Source organism: Arthrobacter sp. Y3221160 (genome assembly GCF_059092585.1).
This window is the reverse complement of the sequence record NZ_JBNHHU010000001.1, coordinates 1,275,487-1,295,339: the sequence shown is the minus strand read 5'-3', so window position 1 is coordinate 1,295,339 and position 19,853 is coordinate 1,275,487. Positions and strand designations below refer to the sequence as shown.

At 69.6% G+C, this 19,853-nt stretch carries 20 protein-coding genes; 13 read left to right on the top strand and 7 right to left on the bottom strand.

Going from position 1 to position 19,853, the window contains the following annotated elements; genetic code table 11:
• Window positions 1-156: 156 nt before the first annotated feature.
• On the bottom strand, window positions 157-504 hold the full coding sequence (locus AC5RWG_RS05890; RefSeq protein ID WP_494166571.1) for a hypothetical protein: 348 nt from the start codon (window positions 502-504) through the stop codon (window positions 157-159).
• 84 nt (window positions 505-588) lie between these two features.
• Complete coding sequence (locus AC5RWG_RS05885; RefSeq protein WP_494166570.1) at window positions 589-2,331, bottom strand: hypothetical protein; 1,743 nt, start codon at window positions 2,329-2,331, stop codon at window positions 589-591.
• A gap of 220 nt (window positions 2,332-2,551) precedes the next feature.
• Between AC5RWG_RS05885 and AC5RWG_RS05880 the strand changes: the two genes are divergently transcribed.
• The 10 genes from AC5RWG_RS05880 to AC5RWG_RS05835 all read left to right on the top strand — a co-directional run bounded on the left by AC5RWG_RS05880 (window position 2,552) and on the right by AC5RWG_RS05835 (window position 11,224).
• Window positions 2,552-3,202, top strand: coding sequence for an ArsR/SmtB family transcription factor (locus AC5RWG_RS05880; protein WP_494166569.1), 651 nt, complete (start codon window positions 2,552-2,554; stop codon window positions 3,200-3,202).
• 9 nt (window positions 3,203-3,211) lie between these two features.
• Window positions 3,212-3,484, top strand: coding sequence for a hypothetical protein (locus AC5RWG_RS05875; protein WP_494166568.1), 273 nt, complete (start codon window positions 3,212-3,214; stop codon window positions 3,482-3,484).
• A 65-nt stretch (window positions 3,485-3,549) separates the two neighbouring features.
• Window positions 3,550-4,005 (top strand): NUDIX hydrolase, encoded by a 456-nt coding sequence (locus tag AC5RWG_RS05870; RefSeq protein WP_494074119.1) that lies wholly within the window; start codon window positions 3,550-3,552, stop codon window positions 4,003-4,005.
• Between the two features lie 184 nt (window positions 4,006-4,189).
• Window positions 4,190-5,275 (top strand): ribosome small subunit-dependent GTPase A, encoded by a 1,086-nt coding sequence (rsgA, locus tag AC5RWG_RS05865; protein WP_494166567.1) that lies wholly within the window; start codon window positions 4,190-4,192, stop codon window positions 5,273-5,275.
• A 170-nt stretch (window positions 5,276-5,445) separates the two neighbouring features.
• Window positions 5,446-6,507 carry an ABC transporter ATP-binding protein gene (locus tag AC5RWG_RS05860; protein WP_494012998.1) on the top strand — a complete coding sequence of 354 codons (1,062 nt, stop codon included), beginning with the start codon at window positions 5,446-5,448 and terminating at the stop codon, window positions 6,505-6,507.
• A complete protein-coding gene (locus AC5RWG_RS05855) occupies window positions 6,507-7,274 on the top strand; it encodes an ABC transporter permease (protein WP_494166566.1) in 768 nt (255 codons plus the stop codon). Before AC5RWG_RS05860 ends, AC5RWG_RS05855 begins: the two co-directional genes overlap by 1 nt.
• The gene (locus tag AC5RWG_RS05850) at window positions 7,271-7,990 is read left to right on the top strand and encodes an ABC transporter permease (RefSeq protein WP_494166565.1); all 720 of its coding nucleotides are present in this window, start codon (window positions 7,271-7,273) and stop codon (window positions 7,988-7,990) included. Before AC5RWG_RS05855 ends, AC5RWG_RS05850 begins: the two co-directional genes overlap by 4 nt.
• A gap of 10 nt (window positions 7,991-8,000) precedes the next feature.
• The gene (locus tag AC5RWG_RS05845; RefSeq protein ID WP_494075591.1) at window positions 8,001-8,984 is read left to right on the top strand and encodes an ABC transporter substrate-binding protein; all 984 of its coding nucleotides are present in this window, start codon (window positions 8,001-8,003) and stop codon (window positions 8,982-8,984) included.
• A 69-nt stretch (window positions 8,985-9,053) separates the two neighbouring features.
• Entirely contained in the window at window positions 9,054-10,268 is a 1,215-nt protein-coding gene (locus tag AC5RWG_RS05840; protein WP_494000367.1) for a pyridoxal phosphate-dependent aminotransferase, read from the top strand.
• Window positions 10,269-10,408: 140 nt separating this feature from the next.
• Window positions 10,409-11,224 carry a PPK2 family polyphosphate kinase gene (locus AC5RWG_RS05835; RefSeq protein WP_494167099.1) on the top strand — a complete coding sequence of 272 codons (816 nt, stop codon included), beginning with the start codon at window positions 10,409-10,411 and terminating at the stop codon, window positions 11,222-11,224.
• A 98-nt stretch (window positions 11,225-11,322) separates the two neighbouring features.
• Here AC5RWG_RS05835 and AC5RWG_RS05830 read toward each other — a convergent pair whose 3' ends face one another.
• Window positions 11,323-11,604 (bottom strand): exodeoxyribonuclease VII small subunit, encoded by a 282-nt coding sequence (locus AC5RWG_RS05830; RefSeq protein WP_494075590.1) that lies wholly within the window; start codon window positions 11,602-11,604, stop codon window positions 11,323-11,325.
• A gap of 58 nt (window positions 11,605-11,662) precedes the next feature.
• Window positions 11,663-12,919, bottom strand: coding sequence for an exodeoxyribonuclease VII large subunit (gene xseA / locus AC5RWG_RS05825; protein WP_494075589.1), 1,257 nt, complete (start codon window positions 12,917-12,919; stop codon window positions 11,663-11,665).
• 163 nt (window positions 12,920-13,082) lie between these two features.
• Between xseA and AC5RWG_RS05820 the strand changes: the two genes are divergently transcribed.
• Together AC5RWG_RS05820 and AC5RWG_RS05815 are read left to right on the top strand one after the other, a co-directional pair.
• On the top strand, window positions 13,083-13,925 hold the full coding sequence (locus AC5RWG_RS05820; protein ID WP_494166564.1) for a hypothetical protein: 843 nt from the start codon (window positions 13,083-13,085) through the stop codon (window positions 13,923-13,925).
• A gap of 9 nt (window positions 13,926-13,934) precedes the next feature.
• Window positions 13,935-15,020, top strand: coding sequence for a 4-hydroxy-3-methylbut-2-enyl diphosphate reductase (locus AC5RWG_RS05815; RefSeq protein WP_494025485.1), 1,086 nt, complete (start codon window positions 13,935-13,937; stop codon window positions 15,018-15,020).
• A 70-nt stretch (window positions 15,021-15,090) separates the two neighbouring features.
• Here the strand turns inward: AC5RWG_RS05815 and AC5RWG_RS05810 are convergent, their stop codons facing one another.
• The gene (locus tag AC5RWG_RS05810) at window positions 15,091-16,302 is read right to left on the bottom strand and encodes a DNA recombination protein RmuC (RefSeq protein ID WP_494166563.1); all 1,212 of its coding nucleotides are present in this window, start codon (window positions 16,300-16,302) and stop codon (window positions 15,091-15,093) included.
• A 78-nt stretch (window positions 16,303-16,380) separates the two neighbouring features.
• On the opposite strand from AC5RWG_RS05810, the gene ychF reads away from it, so the two are divergent.
• Entirely contained in the window at window positions 16,381-17,466 is a 1,086-nt protein-coding gene (gene ychF, locus AC5RWG_RS05805; protein WP_494166562.1) for a redox-regulated ATPase YchF, read from the top strand.
• Between the two features lie 55 nt (window positions 17,467-17,521).
• On the opposite strand, the gene AC5RWG_RS05800 is transcribed toward ychF, so the two are convergent.
• Entirely contained in the window at window positions 17,522-18,952 is a 1,431-nt protein-coding gene (locus tag AC5RWG_RS05800; RefSeq protein WP_494166561.1) for an aldehyde dehydrogenase family protein, read from the bottom strand.
• Window positions 18,953-19,011: 59 nt separating this feature from the next.
• Window positions 19,012-19,830, bottom strand: coding sequence for a MoaF C-terminal domain-containing protein (locus tag AC5RWG_RS05795; protein ID WP_494166560.1), 819 nt, complete (start codon window positions 19,828-19,830; stop codon window positions 19,012-19,014).
• Window positions 19,831-19,853: the final 23 nt, after the last annotated feature.

The window sequence follows — 19,853 nt, the reverse complement described above, 5'->3', positions numbered from 1 at the left end:
CGGCCGCCGGAAAGGATGCGGCCACCAGCCGGAGCGCCGCCGCCGCGCGGGCTGCCGCCGCCCCCCGGAGCGACGCCGCCGCGCGGGATGCCCGCACCACGCGGAGCGCCGCCGCGGTGCCGAAAGGCGTGGGGGTGTGGGGACAGGGGGACGGACTCAGTCATCGTCCCCGCCATCGTCGTCCCAGTCGTCCGTGTCATCGTCGTCGTAGTCCTGCGGCGGCGCCGGCTGGACGGGAACCGGTCCGTTGCTTTTCGGCGGGCGGGTCGGAGTGGCCGGGGACGAGGTAGCGGTGGTCGTGGGCGTGGGGGACGGCTGCTCGCTGCCGGCCGGACCCGGGCCGCCGGCAGGGGACGGCGGCCCGGACTGCGTGACGGTGATGGACGGGCCCAGGTCGGTGGGCCCGGGCTCGCGCAGGGTAGCGGCCAGTGCGGCCCCTCCGGCGCCCAGCCCGAGCAGCACGGCCAGCGCCACCAGGACGGTGCGGATGGCTGTACGGGGCATGACACCAGTATCCACGGCGCAGATGAGACCAAGATGAGAACCCTGCCCCGCGGCCCAACCCCGCCGGGCCGCGTCGGCCGCCGGTCAGTCGGGGCTGTCGGCCGCGGCGTCCGCGGCGCGGCGGGCGATGTCCGCCTCGACCGTCCGGCCCAGGGCGTCCAGCGCCGAGGCCAGCCCCAGCTGCGCCGCGACGCGGAGTGTGCGGCTGACGTCGGGCTCCTGCAGCACCAGCTTGAACATCGGCACGGCGTCGTCGGCCCGCCCCATCTCGGCCAGCACATGGGCCGCGAAGAGTTCGGCGTTGCCGGCCGAGGCTGCGTCGTCGGCAGCGGAGTAGAGGTCCGCCGCCTGCAGCGCCGCCGAAACAGCCCCGGTGCCGTCCTCCAGCGCCCAGAGCCCCCTCGCCCGCGTGTCGCTGTAGTCCGCCTCGTACCACCGGGCCCCGTAGAGGTGCGCCAGCCGGATCGCCTCGTCCAAGGCAGTGAGCCCGTCCGGGTCGCCGGCCTCGCACAGGGCATGTCCGAGGGCATGCAGGGCCTGCGGCAGCGCGGCGTCGTCGTCCTCGGCCTTGCGGGCCGCGGCCACCGCCGCCTCGAAGCAGACCAGCGCGTCGGTGTCGCGGTCCTCGCGGGAGAGCAGCGTCCCGGTCGCCAGCAGGCCGCGGGCCGCCTCGCCGAACTCGCCGCCGTGGCTGAATTCGGCCACCGCCCGGCGCCAGCAGTCCAGGGCATCGGCGGTCCGGCCGGCGTGCCGGTGGGCGTGGCCCAGGCTCATCAGCGCCCGCGCCACCTGCGCATGGGGCGCCTTGGTGTGTTCCAGCCGCGCCAGCAGCTTGGACAGCACCTCGCCCGCCAGTTCGTACTCCTCCGCCTCCAGCAGCTGGTTTCCCAGCGCCAGGCGCAGCGTGAGCTCTTCCTGGACCTCGCCGCGCTCGGCCTGGGCGACCGCCGCCTGCCAGGCCAGCACCGAGTCCTCATAGTCGCCGATGCCGGCGCAGAGCCGGGCCAGCACGACGGCGGCACTGATCGCACCCTTCCGGACCCCGGCCGCCGCATACAGTTCCAGCGCCGTCAGCGCTTCCTCCAGCCCGGCCGCGCCGTCGCCGCCGGCGGCATTGGCCTTCAAAAGCCACATGCTGGCGGTGGTGGCGCGGTTGCCGGGCAATGCCAGCATACGGTCGGCAACTGCGGCGGCCCGTTCCGGCTGGTCGGCCTGCAGGTAGGTGTTGGCCAGGTACATCAGCGCGCCGGACAAGCTGTCCGTCCGGCCGGAATGCTCATAGCCGGCCACCGCGTCTTCCAGCAGCGCGATCGCCTGCTTCGCTTCCCCGCGCTGGGAACGGACGACGGCGATGGCCAGCTGGACGTCCGCCGTCACCGACCCCGGGGCACGGGCCTCCAGCAGGCGGTCCAGTTCAGCCTCCAGGAGCGGGAGGTCGTCGTCGCCGGCTTCGCGGAACAACGCCGTTCCCAGCCGCTCACCGGCCGCGGCCTCGGCTTCCAGCCCGTGGCTGCGGAGCAAGGCGATGCGGGCGTGGAGATATTCCCGGGCCTGCTTCTCTTCGCCTGCCAGCTGGGCGAGCGCAATCAGCACCGAGTACAAGCCCAGCCGGACGTCAAGTTCGGTGTCCGAGGACCGGGCGAGTCCGGCCTGCGCCAGGGCACGGGCGCCCGCGTGGTTCTCGGCATAGGCTGCCTCGTAAGCGCGGTCCAGGCAGTCCCTGGCTGACGACGGGAACCGTGCCGGGTCGGGGCCGGCGCTCTCCAGCACGGCGCGCAGGCGGTCGGCGATCAGCCCGCGCGGCACCGTTGCGGCGGACTCAGGCACGGCCGCCCCGCCTCCGCAGCGCTGTGCCGTGGAACCCAGCTGGCGCGTTCCCCATGGTCTTAGTTCTAGCCGCGAACAGGGGTGGGCGCAATGCCCCGGCGCTCCCCGAACGGGCGCGCGGAACCTCGCCTACAAACCGCCGGCCGGCACGACAAATTGCAAAGGAAGCATTGCAAAGAAACGCTTGCAAAGGGTGGTTTGCACCGCTACGCTGGTGCCCATGGAGCAGCAGAGAGAGCAGGAAAGCGAGCCCGGACGCGGCGGCTACGGCGACGAACGCCACGTAGACGTGGTCGCGCTGAAGGCCCTCGCGCATCCGCTGCGGGTGCAGCTGCTCAACGCGCTGTCCCAGTACGGCCCGCAAACAGCCAGCGGACTGGCGGAACGGCTGGGGGAGTCCAGCGGCGCCACCAGCTATCACCTGCGCCAGCTGGCCAGGCACGATTTCGTCCGGGAGGTCGAAGGCCGCGGCACGGCCCGCGAACGCTGGTGGCGACGCACTCCCGGCAGCCTGACCCTCAGCGCCGGCGATCTGTCCGGCACTCCGGCCACCCGGGAGGCGGCCCGCCTGGTCACCCGCGAATTCGAGCGCAGCCGCGCCGACCTGCTGGCCGACTTCATGACCCGCGGTGCCGACCTGTTGCCGCAGGAATGGCTGGAGGCGTCGGTGGCCAGCACCATCAACGTCCGCCTGACCCGTGAACAGCTGGCCGACATCGCCGAACAGGCAGCCGCCTTTGTCCGGAAACTGGCCGAACCCTACCTGGAGCAAAATGCCGAGGGCGCGGAGGACGTCCGCCCGGTTCAGCTCCACGTCAATGCCTTTCCCATCATCGACTCCCGGTCGGACCGGCCGGCACATCACCTGTGAGAGCCCATCATGACAACTGTCCCCACCCAGCCGTACCGCCCGCCGTCGTCGGCCCTCGCCGGCATCCGGCCACCGGTCTTCGAGTCGCTGCTGATCCGCGCCGGACGCGCACTGGTGCGGGCCGGGGAGCGGCGGGCGCGGCGGAAAGCGCAGCGCCTGCGGCCCGGCACGTGGGCCGCCGCGGTGGCGCCGCGGGAACGTCGGGACGCGTTGCTGCGCGCCCGCGACGAACTGCGCACGGATGCGCAGGCGGCGGCGCACAGCGGCCTCCGCGTCCGATAGCCGCCTCGCCCGCCGCCCTACACTAGCCGCCCCCCTACACTGGCCGTCGCCCTAGACTGGGGGACATGGAATTCGACACGCGCGTGGCCGCCTACGGCGTGATCGTTGCCGACGGCGCCGTGCTGCTGGTCCGCTGGACCGGCGCAGGCTGGCCGCGCTGGACTTTGCCCGGCGGCGGCCTGGAATACGGCGAAGACGCCGCAACCGGCGCGGTCCGCGAGATCCGGGAAGAAACGGGCTACGCCGCCAGGCTCGAGCAGCTGCTGGGCGTGGACAGCAAGCACATTCCGGCCGCGAAGCGCCTGCACGGGCACCGGCCGCTGCACGCCTTCCGCGTCATCTACGCGGCCAGCGTTGTCGGCGGCGAACTGACCGACGAGGCCGACGGCTCCACGGACCTGGCCCGGTGGATCCCGCTCCATGAGGTTCCGACGCTGGACCGGGTCGACCTGGTGGATCTGGGGCTGCGCCTCTACTTCCCGGACGGCGTCCCGGCGGGCCATTCCGCAAACGGCCGGTGAGCGCTATGCTGATCCAGTTGCCGGGCTGACCAGCCCGCCGGACAACCCCGAGGAGGTGGGTGTGATGACCGTTTATCCCGCAGATCCTGCTGCCATCACCAGCCCAGCCTCCGTACCCCGCCCGCGCCGCGGCTAGCGGCCGGAACGTCCCCGGGCGGAGGCCTCACGCCCCGAGGTAACCGTCGTGACCGACACCCATCACCCGCACTCCTTGCTGCGCAGCTACGGCTACACCCGACACACCGCCGCGCAGTTCAACCTCCATTTTCCCGACCCGGCGCTCCGCCCCGCCCGGGTGGTGCGCACCGACCGCGGCCGCGTCCTGCTGGCGGCCGACGGCGGCCTGCTGCACCTGGCCACCGCAGGCCTCAGCCCGCAGCCGGCCACCGGAGATTGGGTGGCGTACGACGCCGCCCGGCCGGCTTCCGCCGGCGGCCCGGCCATCGCCGGGCTGCTTCCGCGGTTTTCCGCCCTGTCCCGCAAACAGGCCTACGACCCGCTGGCGGCCGAGCAGATCCTGGCCGCCAACATGGACCTGGTCGGCATCGCGGTGCCCTTCGACCGGCCGCTGTCGGCCAACCGGCTGGAGCGCACCCTGGTGGCCGCGTGGGATTCCGGGGCGCTGCCGGTGGTCATCCTGACCAAGGCCGACCTGAGCGGCCGCCATGACGAGGTCGCCGCCCAGATCGTCGAGCAGGCCGCCGGCGCGGACGTCTTGGCGACGAGCGCTGAAACGGGCGACGGGCTCGATGCCGTGGCCGAATACCTGGGCCCCGGCCGGACGATGGTGCTGCTGGGGCCCTCGGGCTCGGGCAAATCCAGCCTGATCAACGCGCTCGCAGGCCGGGCGGTGCAGGACACCGGAGCCGTCCGGGCAGGCGACGGGAAGGGCCGGCACACCACCACGGCGCGCGAGCTCATTCCCCTGCCCAACGGCGCTGTGCTCATGGACACTCCGGGCATCCGCGGCTTCGCGCTGTGGGACGCGGAGGAGGGGCTGGCGACCATGTTCGCGGACATCGAAGACCTGGCCGCCGGCTGCCGGTTCAACGACTGCGCCCACGACGCCGAGCCCGGCTGCGCCGTGCGCCAGGCCCTCGCCGCCGGGAGCCTGGAGCAGCGGCGCTGGGACAGCTACCGGAAGATGGAACGCGAGCTGGCCCGCCTGCACCTGCGGCAGAACGTGGCGGAGCAGCGCCGGGCCGGCCGGCAGTTCGGTAAGGCGGCCAAGGCCGCCGCACAGGCCAAGGACCATCGCGGCAGGCGCTGACCGGGTGCTCGCGGGCCGCGCCGTTGACTAGACTCGGTGGCAGCACCTGTGGGCCTGCCGGCCGCAGGACCCCCCCCCACGGAAGGTTCAGCATGCCCGAGCCCACGAGGCCGGCCGCCCGGCCGGATGAGCTGCAGGCCGAACGCTCGGCCGGAGCCGGTGCAGGCCCCATGGTGCAGTTCCGCGCCGTCACGAAGACCTACGCCGGACAGGCGGCGGTCCAAGACCTGACGCTGGACATCGACCGCGGCGCGATCACCGTCTTCGTGGGCCCTTCGGGCTGCGGCAAGACCACTTCGCTGCGGATGATTAACCGGATGGTGGAGCCGACCTCCGGGTCCGTCCTCGTGGACGGCCACGACGTTTCCGGCCGGCCCGCAGCGGCCCTGCGCCGGTCCATGGGCTACGTCATGCAAGCCGCCGGGCTGCTGCCGCACCGCACGGTGCTGGACAACATCGCCACCGTGCCGCGGCTGAACGGCGTCCGCCGGGCCGCGGCCCGCAAGCGGGCCGACGAGCTGCTCGCCGTCGTCGGGCTGTCCCGGGAGCTGGGCGGCAGGTATCCGGCCCAACTCTCCGGCGGCCAGCAGCAGCGCGTCGGAGTGGCGCGGGCGCTCGCGGCGGACCCGCCGATCCTGCTCATGGACGAGCCATTCAGTGCGGTGGATCCGGTGGTCCGTGCCGAGCTGCAGCAGGAACTGCTGCGGCTGCAACAGCAGCTGGCGAAAACCATCGTCTTCGTCACGCACGATATCGACGAAGCGGCCCTCCTCGGGGACAAGCTGGCCGTCTTCGCCACCGGGGGCCGGCTGGCCCAGTTCGCCCCGCCCGAGGAGGTCCTGCGGGCGCCGGTGGACGATTTCGTCGCCGGTTTCGTCGGCCGGGACCGCGGCTTCCGCTCGCTGTCCTTTAGCAGCGCGCACGGGCTGCCGCTGCTGCCTGCCCGCACCGCGACCGCGGACAGCGTCGGCGAGGCGTCCCGGGAAGGCTGGCTGTTGCTGACCGACGACGACGGCGCACCCGCGGGGTGGCTGCCGCCCGGGGAAGTGGACCCGGCGCGGGCCCGCATCGGCGGGTCGCTGTTCACCGTGGGGTCCAGCCTGCGCCAGGCGCTGGATGCGGCGTTGTCGTCGCCGTCCGGGGCCGGCGTCGCCGTCGACGCCGACGGGCGGGTGGCCGGCCTGGTCGATCCCGCGGCCGTGCTGCAGAGGCTCCAAGCGGGCGGCAGCTGATGGAGTGGTTCCTCGCGAACCTGCCCTATGTGCTGGAGCTGAGCGCCCTCCACCTGTTCCAGTCCGCGCTCCCGCTGGTACTCGGGCTCGTGCTGTCGCTGCCGCTGGGCTACCTGGCCTGGCGGATCCGCGCAGTGCGCGGCGTTATTCTGTCCCTCTCCTCGGTGCTGTACACGATTCCCTCGCTCGCCCTGTTCGTGATCCTGCCGGTCATCCTGGGTACCGGGATCCTGGAAATGTCCAACCTGATCGTGGCGCTGACCGTGTACTCGGTCGCGCTGCTGGTCCGCGCCGCGGTGGACGCGCTGAACTCCGTGGACGACGGCATCCGGCAGGCCGCGGTGGCCATGGGCTACCTGCCGGTCCGCCGGTTTTTCAGCGTGGACCTTCCGCTGTGCATTCCGGTGCTGGTGGCCGGGCTGCGGGTGGTGTCCGTGAGCAACATCTCGGTGGCCAGCGTCGGCGCGCTGATCGGCGTCCGGAACCTCGGTTTCCTGTTCACCGACGGGCTGCTGCGCTATTTCATGACCGAAATCGTGGTCGGGATCCTGATGACCCTGGTGCTGGCGGCGCTGATGGACGTGCTCCTGCTGGCGCTTGAGCGGGTGCTCACGCCGTGGCGGCGCCCGGGTGCGGCCGCCGGCGGAACCGGGCCGCGGACGCGCGGCGCGACCGGCGCGCTGCCGGCGGCCGGCGGTGCCGGGGCGGGCTCCCTTGCCGCCGCAGGGGAACGGCCGGACGCCGCGGAAGCGGCGGTGCGCGGATGAACCTGTTCGAGGAAACCGCGGCGTGGCTGGCGGATCCGGTCAACTGGGCCGGTCCGGCGGGCGTGCCGGCCAGGCTGGCCGAGCACCTGTACTACAGCGCCCTGACCCTGGTGATCGCCGCGGCCATCGCCGTGCCGCTGGGGCTGTTCGTCGGCCACACCGGAAGGGGGCGCCTCGCCGTCGTGGGCATTGCCAGCGGACTGCGGGCCATGCCCACGCTGGGCCTGCTGACCCTGTTCGTCATCCTGATGGGCCTGGGCCTGATGCCGCCGATCTACGCCCTGGTGATCCTGGCCATTCCGCCGCTGCTGGCCGGCACCTATTCGGGGATCGCCGCCGTCGACCGCCAGCTGGTGGACGCCGCCCGGGCGATGGGCATGACCGAGTGGCAGGTCCTGTTCCGCGCCGAATTGCCCAACGCGCTGCCCGTGCTGCTGGGCGGTGTGCGTGCCGCCGTGCTGCAGGTCATCGCCACGGTGGCCGTCGTGGCCTACATCAACCTGGGCGGCCTGGGCCGGTATCTGATCGACGGGCTGGCGGTCCGCGACTCGGTGCGGCTGTTTGCCGGTGCGCTGCTGATCGCGGCGCTGGCACTGCTCGTCGATGCCTTGCTGGCCGCGGTGCAGAAAGTCGCCGTATCGCCCGGCCTGCGCGGCCCCGGGGTCGGTCCGAAAGGCAGAACAAGTAAGGTTGGAACAGCCACTGCCGGCACATGAGGAGATGAGCATGAAGGACCACCCCGGGAACAACGCCAGCAACCGCGGACACGACAAGAACCCGGCCGCGCGGCGCAGCGTGCTCGCCGCAGGGGCGGCCGCCCTGGCCCTGGTGCTGGCTGCCTGCGGCGGGGGATCCGACCCCCTGCAGGACCCGACGCCGGCCCCCGAAGGCAGCACCGGCGGGTCCCTGGTGGTCGGCGCCAGCGGCGGCACGGAGAGCCAGATCATCGCCGAAATCTATGCGGGCGCCCTGACCTCCGCCGGCTACGACGTCACCACGAAACCGGGCATCGGCTCGCGCGAGGTCTACGTCAGCGCCGTCCAGGAAGGGTCTGTGGATATCATCCCGGACTACAGCGGCAACCTCCTGCTGTTCTTGGACACCGAGGCGACGGCGGCCTCCGCCGGGGACGTCATGACAGCCTTGGCTGATGCCCTGCCCGAGGGACTCGGCGTGCTGGAGCCCGCATCGGCGGAGAGCAAGGACGCGATGGTGGTGACCAAGGCTACGGCGGAGGAATACCAGCTGACGTCGATCGAGGACATGGGCCCGGTGTGCGGCGAACTGGTGCTCGGAGCCAACCCCGAATTCGCCGAGCGCGAGTACGGGCTGCCGGGGCTGGAAGCCAACTACGGCTGCGTCCCCAAGTCCTTCGAACCGATCAACGACTACGGCGGACCGACCACGCTCAACGCCTTGATCACCGACAAGATTCAGGTGGCCGACATCTACACCACCACCCCGTCCATCGAGGACAACGACCTGGTGGTGCTGGAAGACCCGAAGAACAACTTCATCGCCCAGCAGGTGCTGCCGCTGATCCGCAGCGACGCCGTGGACGAGCAGGCGGCCCGGGTGCTCAACGAGGTTTCGGCAGCGCTGACCACCGAGGACCTGATCGACCTCAACCGCCAGGTCAGCGGGGACGAGAAGCGCAACCCGGCCGACGCCGCCGCGGACTGGCTGGCGGAAAAGGGCCTGGCCGGTTAGGGTCCCGGCTCCCGTGCACGCGCCGCTTCGGTCTCCGGGGCGGCGCGTGCCGTGTGCGAAGATCGTTGGATGGCCCAGTACAAGCAGTCCAACAAGCTCCACAACGTCCTCTACGACATCCGCGGTCCGCTCCTCGAGCATGCCCAGCGGATGGAGGCCGAGGGCCAGCGCATCCTCAAGTTGAACATCGGCAACCCGGCGCCGTTCGGATTCGAAGCTCCGGACGCCATCCTGGTGGACATGATCCGCAACCTGCCCACCGCGCAGGGCTACAGCGATTCGCGCGGCATCTTCTCGGCCAGGACCGCGGTGTCGCAGTACTACCAGACCCGCGGCATCCAAGAGATCGGCGTGGACGACGTGTACCTGGGCAACGGGGTCAGCGAGCTGATCACCATGAGCCTGCAGGCGCTGCTGAACAATGGCGACGAAGTGCTCATCCCGGCCCCGGACTACCCGCTCTGGACCGCGTCGGTGTCGCTGGCCGGCGGCCACCCGGTGCACTACCTCTGCGTCGAGGAAGAGGGCTGGCTGCCCGATCTCGAAGACATCGAACGGAAGATCACGCCCAACACCAAGGGCATCGTGATCATCAACCCGAACAACCCCACCGGCGCCGTCTATCCGCGGCACATCCTCGAGGGGATGCTGGAACTGGCGCGCCGGCACAATTTGGTGGTGTTCTCGGACGAGATCTACGAGAAGATCCTGTACGAGGATGCGGAGCATGTGAACACGGCGCTGCTGGCCGACGACGTGCTGGTCATGACGTTCAGCGGCCTGTCCAAGGCCTATCGCGTGTGCGGCTTCCGCAGCGGCTGGATGGCCATCTCCGGGCCGAAGCACCTGGCCGCGGACTACATCGAGGGCATCAACCTGCTCACCAACATGCGGTTGTGCGCGAACGTGCCCGCCCAGCACGCCATCCAGACCGCCCTGGGCGGCCACCAGAGCATCAACGACCTCATCCTGCCCGGCGGCAGGCTGCTCGAGCAACGCAATAAAGCCTATGAACTGCTGAACGCCATCCCCGGCGTCAGCACGCAGCAGGCCAAGGGCGCGCTCTACCTGTTCCCCAGGCTCGACCCGGAAGTCTACGGGATCAAGGACGACGAGCAGTTCGCGTTGGACCTGCTCAAGCAGCAGAAGATCCTGATCTCGCACGGCCGGGCGTTCAACTGGACGCAGCCGGACCATTTCCGGCTGGTCACGCTGCCCAACGTGGACGTGCTGACCGAAGCCGTGGGGCGGATCGAGGAGTTCCTGGCCGGATACCGGCAGTAACAGCCGCGTCTGCGTAGCCGCGCCGCCGGCGGCTCGGTAGGCTGTCGCCACCCGCACTGCCGGCCAAGCCGGCCGGGGCCGAACAGGAGGACCAGGTGGAACAGACCGGATTGCCCGAGTTCACGCGGACGCCGTCGGAGATGCTGCGGGTCGGCCCGGGATTCGGCCTGGCCGGTGTCGATACCGGCTCCACACCCGGATTCCTCGGCGGCAGGACCGAGGGAAAACTCCTGCTCAGGGCCTCGGACCGCCGGCTGTCCGAACTGCAGGAACGCCTCTTCGCGCAGAGCCGCGCCGGGGCGCCGGACGCGGTCCTGCTGGTGCTGCAGGGGATGGATACCTCCGGCAAGGGCGGGATCGTCCGGCACGTGGTCGGAGCCGCAGACCCGCAGGGGATTTCCCACCGGGCCTTCAAGGCGCCGACGCCGGAGGAGCTGGAGCACGATTTCCTCTGGCGGGTGGAGCGGGCCTTGCCCGGTCCCGGCATGATCGGAGTGTTTGACCGGTCGCACTACGAAGATGTGCTCATCCACCGCGTGCACGGGCTCTCGCCCTTGGCGGAGGTGGAGGCACGCTACGGGCAGATCATCGACTTCGAGGCGATGGTGGCCCGCCGGGGCATCCGGATGATCAAGGTCATGCTGCACCTGGGCAAGCGCGAACAGGGCAAACGGTTGCGCGACCGGCTCAACCGGGCCGACAAGCACTGGAAGTACGATCCCGGCGACGTGGACGCGCGGCGGCGCTGGGACGAGTACCAGCAGGCCTACCAGGTCATGTTGGAGCGGACCAGCACCGTCGACGCGCCGTGGTTCGTGGTGCCGGCGGACCACAAATGGTATGCACGGATCGCCGTCCAGGAGCTTCTGCTGCAGGCGTTGGAAGACATCGACCCGCAGTGGCCGCCGGCGGACTTTGACGTCGAGGCGGAAAAGGCCCGCCTGGCTGCCTCGTAACGCACGCCCGCCGGGTTCGACGGTCCGATGCCCGGGAACCGGGCGGGCCGGGGCGGACTAGAGGGGTGACACCGGGGACGCGGCGGTTCCGGGGCTGCCTAGAGGGGTGACACCGGGGACGCGGCGGTTCCGGGGCTGCCCGGGCTGGCCGGCGACGGCTCGGTCCCTGCCGCCTGGCGTGCCGCGTCGAGCCGCTGCCGTGCGCCTTCCAGCCATGCCTCGCAGCGGGCCGCCAACGCCTCGCCGCGCTCCCACAGCGCCAGGGACTGTTCAAGGCTGGCGCCGCCGGCTTCCAACTGGCTGACGACGGCCACCAATTCCTCGCGCGCCTGCTCATAGGAGAGGGAGGCGACGTCGGGCGGTGCGGGCTGCTCTGTCATGGGGTCTCGCTTTCGGTGCCGGTGTTGTGTGGTGGTGTCTGGGATTCCGGGAACGACGTCAGGGAAGGGCTTCGGCGGAGACTTCGCCGACGGCCACCCGGAGCCGCAGCCGTGTTCCGGCCGGTGCGTCCGCCGCGTCGCGCAGCACCCGGCCGTCGGGCAGCTGGGCCACGGCATAGCCGCGGTCCAGGGTGTTCTGGGGGGACAGTGCGCGCACCTGTGCCTTCAGGTGGGCGACCCGGTCGCTGTCACGGTGCACGGCCGCCGAGACGGCTTGGTGGGCCCGGGAGACGAGCCGGTGGAGATCTTCCGCCCGGACGTCCACCATGCCCGCGGGGTTTGCCATCACCGGGCGGCTGCGCAGCGCGGCCAGGCGTTCGGTTTCGCGGTGGACCAACTGCTCCACCCGGCGGGCAAGCAGGGCGCGGGCCTGCCCGATCCGATGCAGTTCCTCGCTGACGTCCGGAACAATGCGCTTGGCGGCGTCGGTCGGCGTGGAGGCACGCAGGTCCGCGACGTCGTCGAGCAGGGGCCGGTCCGCTTCGTGTCCGATGGCGCTCACCACCGGCGTGGCGGCGGCGGCCACCGCCCGGACCAAATCCTCGTTGCTAAAGGGCAGCAGGTCCTCCAGTGAACCTCCGCCGCGGGCGATGACGATGACGTCCACATCGTTGCGGGCGTCGAGCTCGGCGAGTGCCTGCATCACCTGGGCCACGGCATTCACGCCCTGGACGGCAACTTCCCGGACCTCGAATTCGACGGCGGGCCAGCGCAGCGAGGCATTCCGGATGACATCCTTCATGGCGTCGGAATCGCGTCCGGTAATGAGGCCGATGCGGTGCGGCAGCAGGGGCAGCCGCCGCTTGCGGGACGGATCGAAGAGGCCTTCGGCGGCCAGCGCCCGGCGCAGCCGCTCCAACCGGACCAGCAGGTCGCCGAGCCCCACCGGCCGGATGTCCCGGGTCTGCATGGTCAGCCGCCCGGTCTTGACGTACAGGTCGGGTTTGATCTGGGCCACCACCCGGGAGCCCGGTTCGAGCGGCAGCTCCAGGCGCGCCATCACGCTGCCCCAGACCACCAGGCTGAAGGATGCCTCGGCGTCGGTGTCCCGCAGCGTCAGGTAGGTGGTGGCGTTCCGGCGGTTGAGCTCAATGACCTGGCCTTCGACCCAGGTGGGCGGCACGCGGTCGATGTGCATCTTAAGCTTCTGGGACAGCAGCCGCAGCGGCCACGGGTTGTCCGCCGTCGTCTGGTTGGCAGTCGGGGGCAGGGTCGATTGTCCGGTGCCGGCGCCTTGGACCGCGCTTGACTCCATGAATTGCCCCTTCCGGAGGTGTGATTCCGACGGCTGCCGGAGACCCTACATTCTTACCAGTTATCCCTGTCAATCGGATTCTCTGTTGTACTGGGTAGGGGTAGGCGGCGCTCCTCGAGCCCCGCCGGATCTGCCTGAAGCAAGCAAGGAAACGGAGGAGACCGTGCGGACGTTGTTGGCTGCGGTCGGCGGGATGTTGGCCGTGCTCCTCGCCGGGGCCGCGCTCTGCGGGGCCTGGGCCGACCAACGGGTGCTCGACCGTGGGGGCTTCGTGTCGCTGGCCGCCCCGCTGGGCGAGGACGCCGGGTTCCGGTCGGCGCTGGCCGCCACCATCACGGAAGAAGTTGCCGGCAGTGCCGAGTTGCCGGCCGGCCTGCAGGAACTCGTGCGGCCCATCGTGGAGCGAACCGCTGGAGCGATGACCGAACTGGCCGGATTCCCGCGGGCCCTCAACGAGTCGCTGGCCCTGTCGCACGCGCATACGTTCTCCGGGACTTCCGGGGGAGAGGCGGCCGTCACGCTGGATATCGCCCCCATGGTGGCCCTGGCGGTTTCGCGGGTAGCGGACGCGCTGGGTACTAATATCCGCAGCCCCGAGCAGGTGTTGTTGCCACTGGGCTCGGCAGAGGCGGGCGGCGTTTTGGCCTCGGTGCGGGACCTGCCGTCGCAGTGGTGGGTTGCCGCGGTGGCAGCGGCCGCGGCACTGGTGCTGATGCTGCTGGCCGCCCGGCGTCCCGCCACGGCGCTGGCCTGGGCCGGTATTGGCGCGGGATTACTGGGCGGGGTCCTCTGGCTGGCCGCCGGGCTTGCACCGCCGCTGGCAGTGAATGCGGCGGGCGAAAGTGCGTTGGCCCGAGTGGTCCTGGGGAGGCTGGTCGAGTTGGCCGTCGCCGACTTCCGGCCCTGGGCCGCCGTCTTTGCCGCCGCCGGACTGGGGGTCGCGGTGGCCGGTTTCACCCTGCGCGCGGTGCTGGGCGGGGCCCGGCGGACCGGGCCCACGGGCTAGCATAGAGGCATGGCCAGTACTGCTGTTTCCCTTTCCATGCCTACCATTCCCCGCAAGCGCCGCACCCCGGACGAGGTCTGGGCTGCCGCACCCGTGGACGGTGACAAGAAGGTGCTGCTGGCGGCCCCGCGTGGATACTGCGCCGGCGTCGACCGGGCCGTGATCGCGGTGGAAAAGGCGCTGGAGCATTATGGCCCGCCCGTCTACGTCCGCAAGCAGATCGTCCACAATGTGCACGTGGTCTCCACGCTGGAGGAAAAGGGCGCCATCTTCGTCGAAGAGACCGACGAGGTTCCCGAAGGCGCCTTGGTCGTCTTCTCGGCGCACGGGGTTTCGCCCGCCGTGGTGCAGTCCGCCGAGGACCGCCAGCTGCGGACCATCGACGCGACCTGCCCCTTGGTGACCAAGGTGCACCGGGAAGCGGTGCGGTTCGCCCGCGACGGCAACGAGATCCTGCTGATCGGTCACGAGGGACACGAAGAAGTCGAAGGGACCTACGGGGAAGCGCCGGACCACACCACGATCGTCAACAACCCGGACGAGGCGCGGACAGTGCAAGTGCGGGATCCGGAAAGGCTGATCTGGCTGTCGCAGACGACGCTCTCGGTCGACGAGACGATGGAAATCGTCTCCATCCTGCGGGACCGCTTCCCGGCTCTGCAGGATCCGCCGAGCGACGACATCTGCTACGCCACCTCCAACCGCCAGGCCGCGATCAAGAAGATCGCACCCCAGGCGGACCTGGTCATTGTGGTCGGCTCCGAAAACTCATCCAACTCCGTGCGGCTGGTCGAGGTCGCCCTCGAGTACGGCGCCAAGGCGGCCTACCGCGTGGACTTCGCCAACGAGGTAGACGAGTCCTGGTTCGAGGGCGTGGCCACCGTCGGCGTGACCTCCGGAGCCTCCGTGCCCGAGGTCCTGGTGCGCGAGGTGCTGCGCCTGTTGGGTGACTACGGCTACGGCGACGTGGAAGAAGTGGTCACCGCCGAAGAGGACATCCTTTTCTCGCTGCCGAAGGAACTGCGCGCCACGCTCAAGGAACGCGGCGACGAAACGCGCGGCCTCGGCGGCCGCGTCACCCGCCCGGGACGCTAGCCCTGGTATCCGCTGTGCAGGGTGGCCCCAAAGCGGTGGTTCCACCCCGCACGGCGCCACGATTGCCCTGCTAGGCGGCCGGGTCGCGGCCTTCGATCAGTTCGGGGGCCGAGAGTAGCCGGGGCGTGTTCTCCAGGGCCGCCGGGGCGGCGGGCTCCTCCAGGGACGTGCCGTCGAAGGCGTAGATCTTCCGCGCGGTCGGCAACACCCTTGATTCCAGGGTCCCCACAAACGAGTTGTAGCGCTCGACCGAGCTCTTGAGCGACGACCCCAGCTTGGTGACATGGTCGCCCAGCGTTCCGAGCCGCTCGTAGAGCTGCCGCGACAGGTCGAAGATCTCGCGTGCGTTGTCCTTGAGCACTTCCTGCCGCCAGGTAAAGGCCACCGACTTCAGCGTGGCCAGCAGCGAGACGGGGGAGACCAGCGCAACGCTGCGGGCGAAGGCGTGGTCGAGCAGGCCGGGATCAGCATGCAGGGCGGCGGAGAGCACCGCTTCCGAGGGCAGGAAACAGAGCACCAACTCCGGGGACGCCTGCAGGCTCTCCCAATACTTCCGCCCCGCCAGGGCATCCACGTGGGCGCGCACCGCCTTGGCATGGGCGTTCAGCAGATCCACCCGTTGCTGCTGTTCGGCAGCCGATGCGGCCGCCGGAATTTCCTGGGCCTGCAGGTAGGCGCGCAGCGGGACCTTGGCATCCGCGACGATGGACTTTCCACCCGGCAGCCGGATGATCATGTCCGGACGGCCGGTCCGGTCCGCCCCGGCGAGGTGCACCTGCTCGTCAAAGTCCACCCGGGCGAGCATTCCGGCAGCTTCCACCACCCGACGCAACTGCACCTCGCCCCACTGCCCGCGGGCGGAATTGGACTGCAGCGCGGAGGCGAGCGTCTGCGTGGAACGCATCAGCGCCTCGTCGCTGCGCTGGGCTGCACGCAATTGTTCGGCCAACTGGCCGAACTGCTCCACCCGGTCCCGTTCCAGCAGGCTGACCTGCTGCTGGACGAGCTTGAGCTTCTCACCGACCGGGATCAGGGCGCGCAGCACGGTGTTCTCCTGCTCGTCCTGGGCGTAGAGCTGTGCGTTCTGCTCGGCGAGCATCCGGCGCTCCGCCTCCACCCCGGCGAGGCGGGCCGAGAGCTCTGCCAGCCGGTCGCCGTCGTCCTTCGCGGCGTCCTGCAGATCCGCCAGCCGGCGGCGGAGAAGGACGGCCACGGCCGCGGCGCCGGCGGCGGCGCCCACGAGCAGGGCTAGAAGGGCGAGAAGTACATGCGATGCATCCATACCTTCACCATGCCAGCCGCCCCGGACAAAATACGGCACGCGGGTCGATGTGTCCGGGCCACGGTATCCTTGACTACCGTGGCTCTAACTATTGGCATCGTCGGACTGCCCAACGTCGGCAAATCAACCCTCTTCAACGCACTGACCCGCAACAGCGTGCTCGCGGCAAACTACCCGTTCGCCACCATCGAGCCGAACGTCGGTGTGGTCTCGCTGCCGGACCCCCGGCTGGAGAAGCTGGCGGAGATCTTCGGGTCGCAGCGGATCCTGCCCGCGACCGTGTCCTTCGTGGACATCGCCGGCATCGTCAAGGGGGCTTCCGAGGGTGAGGGGCTGGGCAACCAGTTTTTGGCGAACATCCGCGAAGCGCAGGCGATCGCCCAGGTCATCCGTGTGTTCGACGACCCCGACGTGGTCCACGTGGACGGCAAGGTCGACCCGCGTTCGGACATGGAAACCATCAACACCGAGCTGATCCTGGCCGACCTCCAGACCTTGGAAAAAGCCCTCCCGCGGGTGGAGAAGGAAGTCAAGATCAAGAAGCGCGACGCCGCGGAGCTGGTTGCGCTGCAGGCGGCGCAGAAAGTCCTGGAGCGCGGCGACACCGTCTTTTCCTCCGTCGCAAGCGACAAGCTGGACATGGAGAACCTCCGGGAGCTGAGCCTGCTGACGGCCAAGCCGTTCATCTATGTGTTCAACGTGGACGACGCCGTGCTCGGCAGCCCCGAGCGGCAGGCCGAGCTGCGCGGGCTGGTGGCACCCGCCGACTGCGTGTTTTTGGATGCCAAGCTCGAAGCTGACCTCGTGGAGCTGGACGAGGAAGAGGCCCGCGAGATGCTGGAGATGAACGGCCAGGACGAGTCCGGGCTGGACCAGCTGGCGCGGGTTGGCTTCCACACGCTGGGCCTGCAGACCTACCTGACGGCCGGACCGAAGGAAGCGCGCGCCTGGACTATTAACCGCGGCGACACTGCTCCGCAGGCTGCCGGCGTGATCCACTCGGACTTCCAGCGTGGCTTCATTAAGGCGGAAGTGGTTTCGTTTGCCGATCTGGTGGAGGCGGGATCCATGGCCGAGGCCAAGGCCCGCGGCAAGGTGCGGATCGAAGGCAAAGACTACGTGATGGTCGACGGCGACGTGGTCGAATTTAGGTTTGCGCTCTAACCTCTTAGCGCGGCAGTGGGGCCGTTGACGCAATGGCCCACTGCCGCGGTGCAGTTTAGTAGCTAATCACGTGCGGCTGGCCCAAGTGTTTGAGTCCTTCGACGCCGAATTCAAGGCCGTAGCCAGACTGCTTGGCACCGCCGAACGGAACCCGCGGGTCCACGGCTCCATGCTTGTTGATCCACACCGTGCCGGCCTGGATCCGGGCGGCCACTTCGCGGGCCTGGTCCTTGTCGGAGGACCAGACAGAGGCGCCCAGTCCGACTTCGAGGGCGTTGGCCATCTGAATGGCTTCGTCCACGCTGGAGTACTTGACGATCGGCAGGGCCGGGCCGAACTGTTCCTCGGCGACCAGCGGGTTGTCGTTGTCGATGTCAGCGACCAGGGTGGTCGGGTAGAAGTAGCCCGGCTGGCCCTGTTCGGGGTTGCCGCCAAGGACTACGCGGGCACCGGAGTCCTTGGCCGCCTGGACCAGGTTCGCGACGATGTCGTACTGGTTCTTGTTCTGCAGCGGGCCGAGCACGTTGTTCTCGTCCAGGCCAACGCCCATGGGCATAGCCTTCGCGACCTCGGTCAGGGCACTGACGACGTCGTCGTAGATGTCCTCGTGCACGTACAGGCGCTTCAGGGCAGCGCAGGTCTGGCCGGTGTTGATGAACGCGCCCCAGAACAGGTCCTGGGCGATCGCCTGCGGGTCGGCGTCGGGCAGCACGATGCCGGCGTCATTGCCGCCCAGTTCCATGGTCAGGCGCTTCACGGTATCTGCGGAGTTGCGGATGATCGCCTTGCCCGCGGCCGTAGAGCCGGTGAACATGATCTTCGCGATGCCGGGGTGTTCGACCAACAGGTTGCCCACGGTCCGATCTCCAGAGACTACGTGCAAGACGTCGTTCGGGAGCGCTGTGTTCAGGACGTGCACCAGTGCGAGGACCGACAGCGGCGTGGAGCTCGAGGGCTTCATCACGACGGTGTTGCCCATGCGCAGGGCGGGGGCGAGCTGCCACACACCGATCATCATGGGCCAGTTCCACGGGCCGATCGCGCCGACCACGCCGAAGGGGCGGTAGTGGAGTTCGGCCCGGCCGCCGTCGTCGTCGACCAGCACTTCAGTCTCGAGTTCGAAGGACGCCGTGGCGCGCAGCCATGCCGCGCAGGCCCCGACCTCGAAGCGGGCATTCGGCCCGTTCAGCGGCTTGCCCTGCTCGCGGGAGAGCAGCTCGGCGAGTGCCTCGGCCGAGGCCTCGACGGCATCGGCGGCACGGTTCAGGTAAGCGCTGCGCTCCTCGTGGCCGAGGGCCGCCCATCCTGGCTGCGCTTCGCGGGCAGCACTGACGGCGGATTCTAGGTCCGCAGCCGTGTGTTCGGGCGCGCGGCCTACGACTTCGCCCGTGGCCGGATCCTTGATTTCCCGGCCGCCCTCGGACGGCTGGATGACGGAGAGCAGCTCCTCAAAGCTGATGACTGGGGTTTCGAATTGCGTGGTCATGTCTGGTCCTTTTGGTATAGGCGGATTCAGGGGTGCTGTGCGTGCGCGTGGCCTGTGGGTTATTCGGCGGGGTAGTGGGTTTCGTTCAGGACGGTGAACCTGCTGTCGAAGGGCAGGTGCATGGGGGCCAGGGTCGGTCCGTCCCAGCAGAACATGCGCCCGATGGAGCGCTCGTTGGCGAGGTCGATGACCACGAATGACTCGACTGGCATGACGGTTTCGCTCCAGTACAGGAGCACGATCCCATCGGCGAGTTCGAATACCCGTATGGGATCGACGTCGCTCAGGCCCCGTTCCGCGCCCTGGACGCAGTGCCAGACGAACGTGCCGGAGTTGAGGTAGATGTGCTCGTACCGTTCGGTAGGGCTGTAGCGGTAGAAAATGCGCTTGCCTGTTAGCTCGTTGCTTTCCGCGCGAGGTTCAATCGCGCCGGTGCCGGCCACACGACCCGAGAGAAAATCGGTGTGCATGCGCACGTCCCCGTGGCGGTTTACGAAGAAGGAGTCAGCGACCGTGACCCGGCCGTCAGCGCGGTTGAAGATCATGGTGACGTCGTGGGTGCCGGTGCCTTCGCCCTTGAGGAAGTCGATGTAAAAGATCTCCTCGCGCACTTCGACCGCCCTATAGGGGTGGGTGCCGGAGGCGCTGGCGTCGGAGCCGCCTGTGATCGTCCAGGTGACCTCGCCACGGTCGAAGGAGTGGCTGATGGTCCATCCGTTGTCGAAGGCGAGGTCGAACGAACTGCCCTCGAGTTTGTCGCTCACCGGGAGGGTCGGGTCGCCGAAGCCTTCGAGCATCGCCGTCACGGCGGGCCATTCGTCCTGTGGGACGTAGCCTTGTCCTTCGGCGTGTGCAGTTGCGGTGTCGTTGCTCGTCATGGCGTGTATGTATCCGTTCTTTT

Bases quoted from the DNA above. Each gene is read 5' to 3' on its own strand.
- AC5RWG_RS05890 (WP_494166571.1), bottom strand. From the start codon at position 504: ATGCCCCGTACAGCCATCCGCACCGTCCTGGTGGCGCTGGCCGTGCTG.
- AC5RWG_RS05875 (WP_494166568.1), top strand. From the start codon at position 3,212: ATGACAACTGTCCCCACCCAGCCGTACCGCCCGCCGTCGTCGGCCCTC.
- AC5RWG_RS05845 (WP_494075591.1), top strand. From the start codon at position 8,001: ATGAAGGACCACCCCGGGAACAACGCCAGCAACCGCGGACACGACAAG.
- AC5RWG_RS05795 (WP_494166560.1), bottom strand. From the start codon at position 19,830: ATGACGAGCAACGACACCGCAACTGCACACGCCGAAGGACAAGGCTAC.
- AC5RWG_RS05870 (WP_494074119.1), top strand. From the start codon at position 3,550: ATGGAATTCGACACGCGCGTGGCCGCCTACGGCGTGATCGTTGCCGAC.
- AC5RWG_RS05835 (WP_494167099.1), top strand. From the start codon at position 10,409: ATGCTGCGGGTCGGCCCGGGATTCGGCCTGGCCGGTGTCGATACCGGC.
- AC5RWG_RS05840 (WP_494000367.1), top strand. From the start codon at position 9,054: ATGGCCCAGTACAAGCAGTCCAACAAGCTCCACAACGTCCTCTACGAC.
- AC5RWG_RS05860 (WP_494012998.1), top strand. From the start codon at position 5,446: ATGGTGCAGTTCCGCGCCGTCACGAAGACCTACGCCGGACAGGCGGCG.
- AC5RWG_RS05855 (WP_494166566.1), top strand. From the start codon at position 6,507: ATGGAGTGGTTCCTCGCGAACCTGCCCTATGTGCTGGAGCTGAGCGCC.
- AC5RWG_RS05810 (WP_494166563.1), bottom strand. From the start codon at position 16,302: ATGGATGCATCGCATGTACTTCTCGCCCTTCTAGCCCTGCTCGTGGGC.
- AC5RWG_RS05880 (WP_494166569.1), top strand. From the start codon at position 2,552: ATGGAGCAGCAGAGAGAGCAGGAAAGCGAGCCCGGACGCGGCGGCTAC.
- xseA (WP_494075589.1), bottom strand. From the start codon at position 12,919: ATGGAGTCAAGCGCGGTCCAAGGCGCCGGCACCGGACAATCGACCCTG.
- AC5RWG_RS05800 (WP_494166561.1), bottom strand. From the start codon at position 18,952: ATGACCACGCAATTCGAAACCCCAGTCATCAGCTTTGAGGAGCTGCTC.
- AC5RWG_RS05815 (WP_494025485.1), top strand. From the start codon at position 13,935: ATGGCCAGTACTGCTGTTTCCCTTTCCATGCCTACCATTCCCCGCAAG.
- AC5RWG_RS05850 (WP_494166565.1), top strand. From the start codon at position 7,271: ATGAACCTGTTCGAGGAAACCGCGGCGTGGCTGGCGGATCCGGTCAAC.
- AC5RWG_RS05830 (WP_494075590.1), bottom strand. From the start codon at position 11,604: ATGACAGAGCAGCCCGCACCGCCCGACGTCGCCTCCCTCTCCTATGAG.